We start from the raw sequence: 14556 nt of genomic DNA on the forward strand, positions 1-14556 counted from the left end.
GCTTTTCAAACAACAATTACCGGTTATTGATGTTAATTTTTAAAGGAATTTACAAATGAAGAAGTCACTCGTTCTCGTAGCATTGTTTGCAATCGCTTTGGCCGCTTGCGGTAAAAAAGAAGAAGCTGCTCCTGCTGCTCCTGCCGCAGCTCCAGCTCCTGCTGCTCCTGCTGCTGAAGCTGCTCCTGCCGCTCCTGCTGCTCCAGCTGCTGCTCCTGCTGCTGACGCTAAGAAGTAATCTTCCCCTTGAAGAGAAAAAGCCGCTGAAAAGCGGCTTTTTTATTTGCTAGAGAAACTCGCTTAACGCGCCAACTGCTGCGTCAGCAAAGTTAAGAGCTGTACACCAGCCGGCGTATTTTCTGGGCCACCCTCAGCGTTTTGAACAATGATGGTTGATGCATTCTCACCAGTCGCCTTAACCACTACGCGATATTTCTTGGCCTTCAGGTTGGAGTCATCCTTGCTACTGAAAAGGTTCGAGAAAAATCCCTTTGTTTCACCAACATCTTTTGCGTTCACGTAGCGCACAAAGTAAATTCCATTAGAGCGATCTCGATCTTCAACACTGAAGTTGGAGCGATCAAGTGCTAAGCCAGTATCACGCCACGCGCGGTCAAAACCGGCAGCGATTTCAATACGGGCCACGTTAGCACCCTCTTGCACTAATTGTGCTTTTGGTTTTTTGGATTCGAGTGGTGTCGCTACTTGCGCTTTTGCTTGCGCCTGGGTCATACCAAGGCGCTCCATTAAGCGGGCTAGAAAGGCAGCCTCTAATTCTGGGTCGTTAGGTCGTGGTGTCCAAACGGTATAAAGACAGGAGCCGGTAGTGTCGGTTACGCACTTCTCAATAGCACCCTTTTGAGTAATGTAGACCTCGGTTTCATTAGGCTTTACAACTTCAAGGCGGGTTTTATATTTATCTCTCTCGCCTGTGTCATAAATGGAGTCCAGCGCAGAACCTAGGGTTGAACGAATCCAGTCTTGGGCAATTTTGGCGCGGTTTTCTGCCCAGTCTGTTTCCATAATGCCGGTGGATGGAGAATCCACAGTCAGCAAGAAACCATTTTCTTGCCAAAAATCTTTAATTTGGGGATAGAGCTCGGGGGCTGGCTTTTCAACAACTAACCAACGGCGCTCGCCATCACGGGCAATGCGCATACCGGGGATACCAGTTAAGACATCCGACCTGGTTTGTACAGACTTCTTCAGCGCTGCGTTGTACTCCGACATAGTTGCAGTGCCATCTTGCACGATGTAACGACGATCTGCTTGAGCTGTAATCAGGTCAGGTGGATAAGATAGATTGGGGCCTTTGACCGCACCCGTGGTCTTGTAATCCACAACATCGCTCGAGGTAAGCGACTTGCAGGCAACTAAGCTCATCGCTGTCAAAGTCATTAAGCAAATAGGCGCGAAATAGCGACGGAGGAATTGAATCATTTGCATCATAGTAAGCCAGCCTGTTTCATTGCAATCTTTAAGGGCTCACGCAGAGCAACGCTTAAAGGGGTTAAGGGTAAACGAATACCTGCCGTAATTTTGCCCATCTCATGCAAGGCCCACTTCACTGGAATTGGATTTGCCTCACTAAAAAGGGCTTTATGTACTGAGAGCAACTGATATTGAATCGCTCTTGTTTTCACAACATCGTCGGACATCGCTGCTAGGCAAAGGTCGTGCATTAAGCGTGGTGCAATGTTTGCCGTCACTGAAATATTCCCCTTACCGCCCATCAACATCAATAAAGCGGCACTCAAGTCATCACCTGAAAATACCGAGAAGTCACTGTGCCCAGCACGCTTTAGCTCAGCGATTAATAGGGTTCCGCGCTCTAAGCTACCGGTTGCATCCTTGATGCCGATAATGCCAGGCACGGAAGCCAAACTAACCACGGTTTCAGTATTTAAATCGGCAACCGTTCTACCGGGAACGTTGTACAAAATTACTGGGAGATCAACGGACTCAGCAATTTTCTTAAAGTGAGCGTACATGCCCTCTTGCGTCGGCTTATTGTAATAAGGCACGACCTGTAGGCTTGCATCAGCACCAACCTGCTTGGCGTATTTTGTTAACTCAATAGCCTCAATGGTGGAATTCCCGCCAGTTCCAGCAATCACCGGAATGCGTCCGGCAATCTGCTCCACCGTGACCCGAATCAATTCACAATGTTCCTCAACTGAGACAGTTGGGGACTCTCCACTAGTGCCCACGACCACAATCCCATCGGATCCTTCGGTCACGTGCCAATCTAGCAGTTTGCGCAGGCCAGGAAAGTCCAAGCTGCCGTCCTCAAACATGGGGGTAACAATGGCAGGCATGCTACCAAAGATGGGTTTTTTACTTCCGTAGGATGTATCTATCTTGGTCACCGAATGTATGTCGACTGAGGATCGAATTTTTTATGCATTAAGTCTGAAATTGTAACGGAATGCGTTACTTTAAACGCCCTTTTACCGCGCAAAGCCGTTGAATCATGGCGGGTTTAGGCTGTTCTTGGTAAATATCCTCGTAAGCAATGACTTTCAGATGATGGCGGGCTGCTAAAGCAAGTAATTCCCCTGTATTTAGCAAGAAATTGGGGTTAGAGGGTTTACCAAATGCTCCATTCCCCTCTGCGAAGGTTTCGTAGATCAAAATACCACCATCCATCAGCATTGCTGGCAATTGATCTAAATGCGGGCGATATAAGTAATTAGTGACGACAATGGCGCTAAATTGCTGATTGAGCAAGGGCCACTCTGTAGTTTCTAGGTCGAGTGAGCGCACTTCAATCAAGGGATGGGGTGCATCCTCAATAGCAGCAATGTCCCGATCGACTGCTAGTACTTTGTAGGCCGATTGAGCAAAAAAGTGTGCATGGCGCCCTGATCCACAGGCCAAATCCAGAATTGCTCCACCCTTTGGAATGAGATTCGTGAAACGCCTAACCCAAGAAGATGCCTCTAGTATCGGGTCGTGACCTGGCACAGGAGCTGGGCTATTAATCGTATGCCAAGCCCATGGCTTCACGCACTTCGCGCATGGTTTCTTGAGCTACTTTACGAGCCTTGTCGCTGCCATCCGCAATGATGGAGCGCAATAAACTGGGGTCATCTAAATACATTTGCGCGCGCTCAAACATTGGCTGCTGCTCAAGCAAAATGGCATCAATCACCGGTTGCTTGCATTCGAGACAACCAATGCCTGCCGATTTACATTCTTTCTCAACCCACTGCTTGGTCTCTTCGCTTGAGTAGACCGCATGCAATTGCCATACTGGACATCGTGCAGGATCTCCTGGATCGGTTCTGCGCACTCGAGCAGGGTCTGTGGGCATCGTCCGAATCGACCGAGTAACCTCCTCAGGTGTTTCACGGATGCTGATCGTATTACCGTAAGACTTGGACATTTTTTGACCGTCGATGCCGGGCATGCGTGATGCGCTAGTTAAGAGTGCTTGAGGCTCAGGAAGAATAATCTTACGTGCCCCCTCTAAAAAGCCAAAGAGTCTTTCTCGGTCACCCATAGATAGGCTTTGCGCTTCTTGCAACAAGGCTTTCGCTTGCTCAAGCGCCTCGTCGTCGCCCCGCTCCTGATAGGCAACCCGAAGCTCTGCGTACATTTTGGCGCGCTTACTACCTAGTTTTTTCACTGCCTCTAGGGCCTTCTCTTCAAAGCCGGGCTCTCGTCCATATAAATAGTTAAAGCGACGCGCCACTTCGCGGGTCATCTCCACGTGGGGTACCTGGTCTTCACCAACCGGCACAAACTGGGCTCTGTAAATCAGAATGTCGGCTGCCTGCAAAAGGGGGTAGCCTAAAAAGCCATAGGTTTGTAAATCTTTTTCTTTTAACTTTTCTATTTGATCTTTGTAAGTCGGCACCCGCTCAAGCCATCCTAGGGGCGTGCCCATTGACAGCAAAAGAAAGAGTTCAGCATGCTCGGGTACCTTACTTTGAATAAATAGGGTTGACTGATTTGGATCGACTCCCGCAGCCAACCAATCCACCACCATATCCCACACGGATTGCTCAATGACATCAGGGGTTTCATAGTGGGTGGTTAAGGCATGCCAATCTGCGACAAAGAAAAAACAGGGGTACTCCGCTTGTAAGCGTACCCAATTTTTCAGGACGCCGTGATAGTGACCAAGGTGCAAACTACCCGTTGGGCGCATGCCAGAGAGAACGCGTTCAGCAAACATCTTGATCTGTATTCTTTTTCAGGTAATTAAAGCGGGGTTGATTCATTATTGAAACACGGACCAAACTGGGGTCAGGTGATCAGGCAACAAAGGTAGCTTACCGAGGTCGATGAAGCTCTCTTTTTGATCATGAAAATCTGAACCGCGTGAGGCCAAGAAGCCATATTGCTTGGCAATATTACCGTAAGTCTCATATTGGTTAGGGCGATGGCTGCCAGTGATGACTTCAATTCCAAGGCCGCCAAGCTCTTTAAATTGCTTATAAAGCGCGTCCATCTGCATGTCCGAAAAAGGATATCTGCCGGGATGAGCGATCACAGCCACACCGCCTGCCGCTTTAATCCAAGCAACGGCATTGTCTAGGCTTGCCCAGGTGTGGGGCACATAACCTGGTTTGTCTTCCACTAGGTAATTCTTAAATACTTGACTGGTATTTTTGCAAATGCCCTGCTCTACCAAAAAGCGCGCAAAGTGGGTTCTTGAAATCAACTCATGATTACCAGCAAAATGCAGTGCGCCCTCATAAGCTCCGCTAATACCCGCCTGAAGTAATTGCTCGGCAATGAGCTTGGCACGATTCTCTCGGCCATGACGAATCAAACGCAGGCCTTCCAGCATTTGGGGATGATTGGGATCAATGCCCAATCCAACAATATGAATGGTGTCCCCCAACCAAGAAACGGAGATTTCGACGCCAGCCAAATAATCCATGCCTAAGGCTTTTGACGCCTGCGCTGCCCTTAATTGACCGCCAATTTCATCATGGTCGGTTAATGCCCACAGGCGCACCCCATTGGCATAGGCGCGTTCGGCCAATGCTTCAGGAGTTAGGGTTCCGTCTGAAATCACTGAGTGTGAATGCAAATCGGCATTAATAAGTGAAAGGCTGCTCATGGTCCTATTTTAGGTCAAGCTGGTATCAATTACACGGCGTGGTGCATCTAGATAGTCGCGGGACTGCATTTCAATCAAACGAGACACCGCCCTAGAAAATTCCCCGGTAATTTGTCCTTCTGTGTACAAAGATTCGGCTGGCACCTCGGCAGAGACAATCAGCTTTACTTTGTGGTCATACAACACATCTACCAACCAAATAAAACGACGCGCCTCATTTGTCATACGCGGTGGTAAATAAGGCACCCCTGAAACAATCACCGTATGAAATTGCTTTGCGATCTCCAAATAGTCGTTTTGCGAGCGAGGCCCGCAACAGAGTGTGTCAAAGTCAAACCACACGACACCATTACCCATTTGCAGTGGCTTGAGCTCGCGCGACTCAATATTGAGCACTGGATTTTTCTCAGCAGCACGCTTACCAATCAAGTTTTTAAAAATACCGCTGAGTTTTTTCTCTGCCTCAAGATTGATCGGCGTGAGGTAAGCCTCTACTTGCGCCATTTGTATCCGCCGGTAATCATGACCATCGTCCACATTCAAAACATCCAGCTGTTCTTCTAGGAGGCGAATGGCCGGCATTAAACGATCGCGATGCAAGCCATCGGGATAAAGCTGATTTGGTGCATAGTTAGAGGTCATCACAAATTGCACGCGATCCACAAAGAGCGCACTTAATAGGCGATACAGAATCATGGCATCAGCGATGTCATTGATATGAAACTCATCAAAACAAATTAAACGATAGCGCTCAGAGATCCTTCTTGCCAGCTCATCCAATGGATCGGCCATACCAGAAAGTTCATGTAGTTCACGATGGACTTCGCGCATAAATTCATGAAAATGAATCCGGATCTTTTTTTCTAAGGGCGATGCCATGAAAAAACAGTCCATCAGAAAAGATTTGCCGCGACCTACTCCGCCCCATAGATAAATACCGCGAGGAAGTTTAGGTTTAAAGAGCTTTCTTTTTAAGCCGTTACTTCGTATTTCTTTATAGACGTACCACTCATCTTCGCAGCGTTGCAGGCGCTCGATAGCTTTGAGCTGCGCAGGGTCGGTATGGTACCCGTGCGCAGCTAATTCTTGATAGTAATACTCTGATGCTTTCAATTACATATTGAGTGCGCGTGAGTCCGTTGCTAATGCTGCTTCACGGACCACTTCTGACAAACTCGGATGAGGATGACAGATTCGAGCGATATCCTCTGCGGCCGCCTTGAATTCCATTGCTACGGCAGCTTCTGCGATGAGGTCGGAGGCATTTGGCCCGATGATATGCACGCCTAAAATTTCATCGGTTTTTGCGTCGGCCAATACTTTTACAAACCCGTCAGACTTACCAATTCCCAAGGCACGACCGTTTGCCGCGAAAGGAAATTGTCCAGCTTTATATTCAATCCCTGCGGCCTTCAGCTGCTCTTCAGATCTGCCCACCCAAGCAATTTCAGGATCGGTATAAATCACCCAAGGGATGCAGTTGTAATCGATATGGGGTTTTTGTCCGGCGATGATTTCAGCAACTAAAACGCCTTCATCTTCTGCCTTATGAGCTAGCATCGGCCCGCGCACTACATCACCGACTGCATATACGCCTGGTGCTGCGGTAGCACAAGTGTGGTCGTCAATTGGAATAAAGCCGCGCTCATCTACTTTAAGACCAATCGCATCTAACGCTAATTGATCGGTATTTGGTACGCGGCCAATCGACACAATTAGACGCTCGCATTCTAGTTTTTGCGCTGCGCCAGCACTGTCGGTGTAATGAACCACTACCCCTTTTTTGTCTGTCTTAATCTCACCAATCTTGACGCCAGTGTGAATCGCCAAGCCCTGCTTTGCGAAAAGTTTTTGCGCTTCCTTAGCAATCCCTTGATCACAAGCGCCCAAGAAGGATGGCATCGCCTCTAAGATTGTCACTTCGGAACCAACGCGGCGCCAAACTGAACCAAGCTCTAAGCCAATGACGCCTGCACCAATGACGCCCAGTTTTTTAGGCACGGAATCAAACTTCAGCGCGCCTTCGTTATCGCAAACCAAGACGTTATCTACTACTACGCCTGGCAAATGGCGTGCCTTCGAGCCAGTCGCAATAATGACGTTAGTTGCTGTCACGATTTCTTGATCTTTGCCGTCGATCTTGACTTGATAGCCTTCAGCTGTTTTGCCTACGAAAGAGGCATGGCCTTTTAATAAAGTAATTTTGTTTTTGCGGAATAAATACTGAATACCGCCAGTCATTTTCGTAACGATGTCGTCTTTGCGACCGATCATCTTTTTGGAGTCAAGGCTAACCGAGCCGACCTTGATGCCATGATCAGCAGCATGATGACTGATTTTTTCGAACTCCTCGGAAGAGGCGAGTAACGCTTTAGAAGGAATACAACCCACGTTTAAGCAGGTGCCTCCCAAGCGAATCTCCCCCTTGGGATCATCGTAGCTCTTTGACTCAGCGCAAGCCACCTTAAACCCAAGTTGAGCTGCCCGAATAGCCGCAATGTAGCCGCCAGGACCACCACCAATGACCAGTACGTCAAATAATGTTGTCATCGTCGCCCCTTACAAATCAAGCAGGAGACGTGAAGGATCTTCTAGCGCATCCTTCATGGCAACTAAACCGAGCACCGCTTCACGGCCATCAATAATGCGATGGTCATAAGACAAGGCCAAGTAGTTGATTGGACGAATGACAATCTGCCCATCTTCTACTACCGCACGCTCTTTAGTCGCATGAATACCTAAGATAGCTGATTGAGGTGGGTTAATGATTGGCGTGGAGAGCATTGAACCGAAAACACCGCCGTTAGAGATCGAGAATGTTCCGCCGGTTAAGTCCTCCATCGACAACTTACCTTCTCGCGCCTTCTGACCAAACTCCGCTATCTTTTTCTCAATATCGGCGAGACTCATTTGATCCACATCACGCAAGATAGGTACAACTAAGCCACGTGGCGAACTTACTGCAATACCAATATCAAAGTAACCGTGATAAATAATATCGTTGCCATCTACTGACGCATTCAATAAGGGGTATTTTTTCAATGCGTGGGTGGCTGCTTTTACGAAGAAAGACATAAAGCCCAATTTAGCGCCATGCACTTTCTCAAACTGATCTTTATATTTGTTGCGCATCGCAATCACAGGGGCCATATTGACTTCATTGAAAGTCGTGAGGATGGCATTGTTCGCTTGCGACTCAAGTAAACGCTCTGCAATACGAGCACGCAGACGGCTCATTGGCACCCGCTCTTCTGGACGATTGCCCATAGGGATGGACACGCTTGGGGAGGATGCAGGTGTTGCGGTGGAAGTCGCAGCAGAAGATACTGCGCTGATCACATCTCCTTTTGTGATGCGACCATCTCGGCCGGAGCCGGCAACTTGCCCAGCGTTGACATTATTTTCAGCCATGAGTTTGGCGGCGGAAGGAGCGGCAGCCACAGTAGCTGACTTTTGTGCTGGCACTGCCTTTTCAGCTGGTGCAGGAGCTGGAGTAGCAGCTGAGGCGGCGGCCTTGGTTGTAGCGGTAGCAGTGCTATCAATTTTGCCAATCACTTGTTCGGCGAGTACAGTTCCGCCATCTGCCACAAGAATTTCAGTTAAAACACCAGCGGATGGAGCTGGCACTTCGAGTACGACCTTATCCGTTTCGATTTCAATCAAGATTTCATCTTGAGCAACGGCATCGCCGACTTTCTTTTTCCATTGCAACAAAGTGGCTTCTGCTACGGACTCGGAGAGTTGGGGAACTTGAACTTCAAAAATGGCCATGATTAATCCTGTGTAATGTGTCTATATTGAGTACGGTCAACGATTATTTCGTGATGACATAACCTTTAAGCTTGGCAAACGCCGCGATAAGAAGGGACTTCTGCTGCTCTTGATGCAAGTGCGCATAACCACAAGCAGGCGAGGCAGAGGCGGGACGACCCGCATAGGCTAACTTCATGCCCTCAGCCATATTCTCCAGAATATTGTGCTGCACGAAGAACCAAGCCCCTTGATTTTGTGGCTCATCCTGACACCACACAATCGCTTCTAGCAGAGGATATTTCTTGAGCTCTGCGGCCAAGGCTTTATGTGGGAAAGGATAGAGCTGCTCTAAACGAATAATTGCGACATTGCTAAGCTTTTTATCCGCACGCTCTTTTACTAAGTCGTAATAGACCTTGCCTGAACACATTACCAAGCGCGTGACTTGCTTGGCGTCGATAGTCGCATCACGCTCTGACAAAATCGTATGAAAGCCACCCTTAGTAAATTCGGCTAAAGGCGATGATGCTTCCTTATTGCGAAGTAATGATTTGGGTGTCATGAGGATCAGTGGCTTACGGAACTGACGAATCATCTGACGGCGTAGCACATGGAAAATCTGCGCAGCGGTCGTCGGCTGAATCACCTGCATATTCGTATCGGCACAAAGTTGCATAAAGCGCTCTAACCTGGCTGATGAGTGTTCTGGACCTTGGCCCTCGTAGCCATGAGGCAACATCATCACTAGTCCATTGGCGCGACCCCATTTCACTTCGCCTGAGGCGATAAATTGGTCGATGACAACTTGCGCACCATTGGCAAAGTCTCCAAACTGGGCTTCCCAAATCGTCAAGGTATTGGGTTCGGAGGCAGCATAGCCATACTCAAAACCGAGTACCGCTTCTTCGGACAAGATCGAATCAATCACCAAGAAAGGGGCTTGATCTTTGGCCACATGCCGCAAAGGCATGTAGGTACCGGTATCCCATTTTTCACGGTTTTGATTGTGTAACACAGCATTACGATGGGTAAAGGTACCGCGGCCACTATCCTCACCAGACAAGCGGACGGGATAACCACTTGCTACCAGTGAAGCGAAGGCCATGTGCTCGCCCATACCCCAATCGACATTGATCTCGCCTCGACCCATAGCTGCACGGTCCTTTAAAACCTTTTCTACCAAGGGGTGCACTTTAAAGTCATCTGGAATGATGGAAATCTTTTCAGCTAAACGTTTCCATTCCGTTAATGGAATAGCCGTATCAGCTTCATCCGTCCACTTCTTATCTAAGAATGGCGCCCAATCGACCGAATACTTCCCTTTGAAGTTACTAAGCACTGGATCAGAAGTGGACTTACCCTCCTCCATTGCAGAACGATATTCACGCACCATTAGGTCACCAGTGCCCACGGGCAAAACGCCTTGGGCTTCTAGCTTGTCCGCGTAGAGCTTACGTGTGCCAGGATGCGCGGCAATCGTTTTGTACATCAGGGGTTGGGTCATCGCTGGCGTATCTTGCTCGTTATGACCGAGTTTGCGGAAGCAAACAATATCAATCGCGACGTCTTTGTGAAATTGTGTCCGAAACTCCACAGCCAATTTAGTAGCGAGCACAACAGCTTCAGGATCATCGCCATTCACGTGTAGCACTGGAGCATCCACTACCTTCATGATGTCTGTGCAATATAAGCTGGAGCGCAAATCACGTGGGTCTGAAGTGGTGAAACCAATTTGGTTATTAATCACAATGTGCACCGTGCCGCCGGTAGAGTATCCGCGCACCTCTGACATTGCCAAGGTCTCCTGCACCACGCCTTGACCCGCTATCGCAGCATCGCCATGCACTAAAACAGCGAGCACTTCTTTACCAACCATATCTCCTCTGCGCTCCATGCGAGCGCGCGCTGAACCCTCTACTACTGGATTAACAATCTCGAGGTGGGATGGATTAAAGGCAAGTGATAAGTGAACTGGGCCTGAAGGCGTAGAAATGTCACTGGAAAAGCCTTGGTGATATTTGACATCGCCGGCGGGGAGGGTTTCTGGTCCTTTGTGCTCGAATTCAGCAAACAGGTCGGTTGGCATTTTGCCAAGTACGTTTACCAATACGTTTAAGCGTCCGCGGTGCGCCATGCCGATCACAATCTCTTGCACACCCTTGGATCCTGCCTCACGAATTAATTCGTCCATGCAAGGAATAAAGCTATCGCCACCCTCTAAGGAGAAGCGTTTTTGACCAACGAACTTTGCTTGTAGGTAGCGCTCGAGGCCTTCGGCAGCAGTCACGCGATCCAAGATCTGGCGCTTATCTTCTACTGTGAAACGGGGAACTGAGCGAATGGATTCGAGTTTTTCTTGCCACCATTTTTTGATTTTTTGGTCGGCAATATACATATACTCAACCCCAAGCTTATTGCAATACGTCTCGCGCAAGGCTTGTAATAAATCTCGCAAAGACATCTCTGTCTTGCCAAAGAAGGTGTTGCTGGTGTTAAAGACGATATCCATATCGCCGTCAGTAAAGCCATAAAACGCAGGCTCCAATTCTGGGATCACGGGTCGTTCGGTACGCTTTAAGGGGTCTAAATCTGCCCAGCGGTTACCCACGTTGCGGTAAGCAGCAATCAGCTGTTGAGCGTCGACGCGCTTGCGTCCCATTTCCGAATCTGCTGAATCTGAAATTGTTCTAATCGGGCCCTGCTTAGCGCGCTCTGCAAAAGAGGCAACAATAGGAGCATGGGCGATATCGGTTCTATTAGAGCCATCCAAGGCCGGAGACTGCTTTACGCTATCAAAATAGTCGCGCCAGTGGTCCGCTACCGAAGCGGGGTCGTGCAAATACGATTCGTAGAGTTCTTCTACATACGGGGCGTTTCCGCCGAAGAGATACGAGCTATCCCTTTGATCCTGCATCATGATTCTCACCTTTCATCGGGTTTCCCGAATAAAAACTGTGGTTGAAACCGTTCGCTACCCGGCTTTACCGCTTCGCGAACTGATCTGTGCAAATACTGCTACTACCTCAGTAATTTAACACGATTGACCACTGTCTCAAAAAGGGATTTCAATGATTTTTAAGTTATTTGTGCAATTGAATCAGTAGAAAGCCCTGAATAAGAAATTTCCTACCTTGCTTTAAACCCTGCCCGACAGATTCAAATGGATTTGATTCTTATTCTCTAAATCTTCAAATGAATAAATGAGATTAAGGAAATATGAAAGCAATTACCCCTGAAATGGAATACCTCAGTACTAGGCAAAGCGCCAAGGTTTTGCAGGTTTCGCTTGGTACCGTTCAAAAGATGGTTGAATTAGGCGAATTGATTGCCTGGAAGACCCGTGGGGGACATCGCCGCATTTTGGCCAGTTCTTTGGAACAGCAACTGCAAAGGCGCAAACGGGCTATGCGCCAAAAAACCACTCAAAACTGCATTGCCCTTGGTATTTTTAGGCGCTTTGAAAATAGCCAAGAATTAATGAATGCCATTCAGTACTGGCAAATCAAGGTCGAGCTGGATGTAGCGGTGGATAGCATGGAGGGCTTAATGAAGGCGGTTTCCATTGCGCCTGACCTCATCTTTTTAGATGCCTTGATTCCTCCGGTAGAGCAAGTGCATTTGATTCATTACTTAAGCAAAAATAAGGATACGCAGCGGATACCCATTTTGGTAGATGAGGGATTTATTAAACTTCACCCAGGCGTAATTAGTCTGGTGGATGAAAATACCCTTGGTGTCAGGCCTCAATATCCTGAAAAACTGCAAGAAGAACTAGAAAATGGCCTAATTGAGCACAACCCTTTAATCATCCCTTATTGCGCAACAAATGCTGAAGCAGATTCAAACTTAGGCGGAGAAAATAGGCTTCATCTGCTTGAGCCCATATTTACACAAGCATTAAGCAGAAAATGCATGCTCTGAATTGTATTAAGAGGCGCGTAATCTAATAAATAAGGCCGATCAACTCAGGTTAATCGGCCTATCTTTTAAATCTAATTCAATTAAATCAAGAACTTATATCAAGAAGCTAGAGCGATCTCTACCTTCAATCCATTTTGGAGCCTTGCCACGCCCAGTCCAAGTATCACCATTTGCAGGGTTGCGGTATTTTGGAGCGACCTTGCCTGTAGAGCTCCGTGTGGAGGCTTTACGGCTGAATAAGTCGGATGCGCTTAAGTTATATTGCTCGATAATAATTTTGGCTTGGGCTATACCATCAGCCTTTTCACGCTGAACCGCCTCTTTGATTTGTTTATCTAACTGCTCGCGCTGAGCTAATAGTTCTTTGTAAGATGACATATCTGTTATTTTCTCCGAATAATAAGTTTTGTTGCGGGGTTAATGGCTATTCATTAACTCCCCTTGGCGCCATTCTAAATAAATTAATTTAAAAAAGCAATATATAGAAAGCTTTAAATATAATAATTAAATTAATATCTTATTAAGCGTGCTGCCGTACAAACTAATATTACTATTATAAATAATATAATCGGTTAAGTATTTGTTTATCTTCGCAGCATAAAGGTGCCACTAGCTTTAGCAGTGATTTCCCCTACTTCGTTGAGAACAATCGCCTCGCAAAAGGAAACCTGCTTACCTGAGCGGAGCACACAGCCCTCCACGCAGATATTGCCAGTGCTGGGCCGCAAGAAGCTTACGGACATATCTACCGTAATGGCACCCAAGGTGAGATCCTGCTGGCTTCGAGCGGCAGCGCCCATGGCAAAGTCCAATAAAGCCATGATCACGCTACCATGCGCTATCTGAAAGCTATTTTCAAACTCGGGCTTAATCATCAAGCTGATGCGGGATTTGCCGTCACGGGCATATTCTGGAACTACCCCCAAATGGGCTAGAAAAGGAATATTTAGGCCAAAAAAAAACAGTTGAAGGGTTTGTCATGGGCAAATATGAGGAGGGAACATGAATGGATCTGGTGTGTCAGACTCAAAATGAATGGTCGGGGCGAGAGGATTTGAACCTCCGACCACATGCACCCCATGCATGTACGCTACCAGGCTGCGCTACGCCCCGACGAAAGACGAAATTGTATCAGTAACTATTTGGACAGGATTTGCAAGACTGCCTGCAGTTCATCACGCAAGCGGAGCTCGCCCCGTGCTTCCTCTAAGCGGTTGCGTGCGCCACTGATGGTAAAGCCCTCTTCGTACAAAAGGGCTCTTATTTTACGAATGAGTACCACTTCATGGTTTTGATAATAGCGACGGTTACCGCGACGCTTTTGGGGGCTCAACTGGGAAAACTCTTGTTCCCAATAGCGCAATACATGGGAACGTACACCGCACAAGTCAGCTACTTCACCAATCGTGAAATAGCGCTTTGCAGGTATAGGAGGTAATTCTGAACTGGGGATAGCCAGCCCAGAATCAAATGGTGTTTTCTCGAGCATGTGACTCAACTACGTCTTTGAGTTTTTGGCTTGCATGAAAAGTAACTACTCTGCGAGCTGCAATCGGAATCATTTCACCAGTCTTCGGATTGCGTCCAGGACGTGCTGACTTATTACGCAGTTGAAAATTTCCAAACCCGGAGATCTTCACCTCAACCCCCGCCTCTAAAGAATTCCCAATGCGATTGAAAAGAGCATCAATCATATCTTTTGCTTCGCGCTTATTTAAGCCAACTTGATCGAACAAGGCTTCGGATAGCTCATTCTTGGTAACGGTGTCGCTAGTCATTGATTGGGTCATTGCAAGTCTCTTTCG

The 14556-nt window shown here is 47.7% G+C and carries 15 protein-coding genes and 1 tRNA gene; 2 read left to right on the forward strand and 14 right to left on the reverse strand.

Annotated features, from left to right (window positions below):
- Nucleotides 1-55: 55 nt before the first annotated feature.
- Nucleotides 56-238: a hypothetical protein gene (locus CP950_RS04970; protein ID WP_096672936.1), complete on the forward strand. Its 183-nt coding sequence runs from the start codon at nt 56-58 to the stop codon at nt 236-238.
- Between the two features lie 62 nt (nt 239-300).
- Here the strand turns inward: CP950_RS04970 and bamC are convergent, their stop codons facing one another.
- The 9 genes from bamC to CP950_RS05015 form a co-directional block, all read right to left on the reverse strand.
- Nucleotides 301-1440: an outer membrane protein assembly factor BamC gene (bamC, locus tag CP950_RS04975; RefSeq protein ID WP_243391919.1), complete on the reverse strand. Its 1140-nt coding sequence runs from the start codon at nt 1438-1440 to the stop codon at nt 301-303.
- A 5-nt stretch (nt 1441-1445) separates the two neighbouring features.
- Nucleotides 1446-2318, reverse strand: coding sequence for a 4-hydroxy-tetrahydrodipicolinate synthase (gene dapA, locus CP950_RS04980; RefSeq protein WP_096672938.1), 873 nt, complete (start codon nt 2316-2318; stop codon nt 1446-1448).
- Nucleotides 2319-2433: 115 nt separating this feature from the next.
- Nucleotides 2434-3009 (reverse strand): class I SAM-dependent methyltransferase, encoded by a 576-nt coding sequence (locus CP950_RS04985; protein WP_336437096.1) that lies wholly within the window; start codon nt 3007-3009, stop codon nt 2434-2436.
- On the reverse strand, nt 2981-4183 hold the full coding sequence (locus CP950_RS04990) for a tryptophan--tRNA ligase (RefSeq protein ID WP_096672940.1): 1203 nt from the start codon (nt 4181-4183) through the stop codon (nt 2981-2983). The genes CP950_RS04985 and CP950_RS04990 overlap by 29 nt, the downstream gene beginning before the upstream one ends.
- A gap of 45 nt (nt 4184-4228) precedes the next feature.
- Nucleotides 4229-5077: a 3',5'-nucleoside bisphosphate phosphatase gene (locus CP950_RS04995; RefSeq protein WP_096672942.1), complete on the reverse strand. Its 849-nt coding sequence runs from the start codon at nt 5075-5077 to the stop codon at nt 4229-4231.
- A 9-nt stretch (nt 5078-5086) separates the two neighbouring features.
- Nucleotides 5087-6190 (reverse strand): cell division protein ZapE, encoded by a 1104-nt coding sequence (gene zapE / locus CP950_RS05000; RefSeq protein ID WP_096672944.1) that lies wholly within the window; start codon nt 6188-6190, stop codon nt 5087-5089.
- Nucleotides 6191-7627 carry a dihydrolipoyl dehydrogenase gene (gene lpdA / locus CP950_RS05005; protein ID WP_096672946.1) on the reverse strand — a complete coding sequence of 479 codons (1437 nt, stop codon included), beginning with the start codon at nt 7625-7627 and terminating at the stop codon, nt 6191-6193.
- Between the two features lie 9 nt (nt 7628-7636).
- Nucleotides 7637-8848, reverse strand: a complete 1212-nt coding sequence (gene odhB / locus CP950_RS05010; RefSeq protein WP_096672948.1) for a 2-oxoglutarate dehydrogenase complex dihydrolipoyllysine-residue succinyltransferase — start codon at nt 8846-8848, stop codon at nt 7637-7639.
- A gap of 43 nt (nt 8849-8891) precedes the next feature.
- A complete protein-coding gene (locus CP950_RS05015) occupies nt 8892-11747 on the reverse strand; it encodes a 2-oxoglutarate dehydrogenase E1 component (RefSeq protein WP_096672950.1) in 2856 nt (951 codons plus the stop codon).
- Between the two features lie 299 nt (nt 11748-12046).
- On the opposite strand from CP950_RS05015, the gene CP950_RS05020 reads away from it, so the two are divergent.
- Nucleotides 12047-12751, forward strand: coding sequence for a helix-turn-helix domain-containing protein (locus tag CP950_RS05020; RefSeq protein WP_096672952.1), 705 nt, complete (start codon nt 12047-12049; stop codon nt 12749-12751).
- Between the two features lie 93 nt (nt 12752-12844).
- On the opposite strand, the gene CP950_RS05025 is transcribed toward CP950_RS05020, so the two are convergent.
- From CP950_RS05025 to CP950_RS05045, 5 genes are all read right to left on the reverse strand, one after another.
- Complete coding sequence (locus CP950_RS05025) at nt 12845-13129, reverse strand: H-NS histone family protein (RefSeq protein WP_207760212.1); 285 nt, start codon at nt 13127-13129, stop codon at nt 12845-12847.
- Between the two features lie 206 nt (nt 13130-13335).
- Nucleotides 13336-13677 (reverse strand): PaaI family thioesterase, encoded by a 342-nt coding sequence (locus tag CP950_RS05030; protein ID WP_243391920.1) that lies wholly within the window; start codon nt 13675-13677, stop codon nt 13336-13338.
- 110 nt (nt 13678-13787) lie between these two features.
- A tRNA-Pro gene (locus CP950_RS05035) sits at nt 13788-13864 on the reverse strand.
- 25 nt (nt 13865-13889) lie between these two features.
- A complete protein-coding gene (locus tag CP950_RS05040; protein WP_096672958.1) occupies nt 13890-14240 on the reverse strand; it encodes a MerR family transcriptional regulator in 351 nt (116 codons plus the stop codon).
- Nucleotides 14218-14541, reverse strand: coding sequence for an integration host factor subunit alpha (locus CP950_RS05045; RefSeq protein WP_096672960.1), 324 nt, complete (start codon nt 14539-14541; stop codon nt 14218-14220). Before CP950_RS05045 ends, CP950_RS05040 begins: the two co-directional genes overlap by 23 nt.
- Nucleotides 14542-14556 lie beyond the last annotated feature (15 nt).

The organism is Polynucleobacter meluiroseus (assembly GCF_900205755.1).
Taxonomy (GTDB): domain Bacteria; phylum Pseudomonadota; class Gammaproteobacteria; order Burkholderiales; family Burkholderiaceae; genus Polynucleobacter; species Polynucleobacter meluiroseus.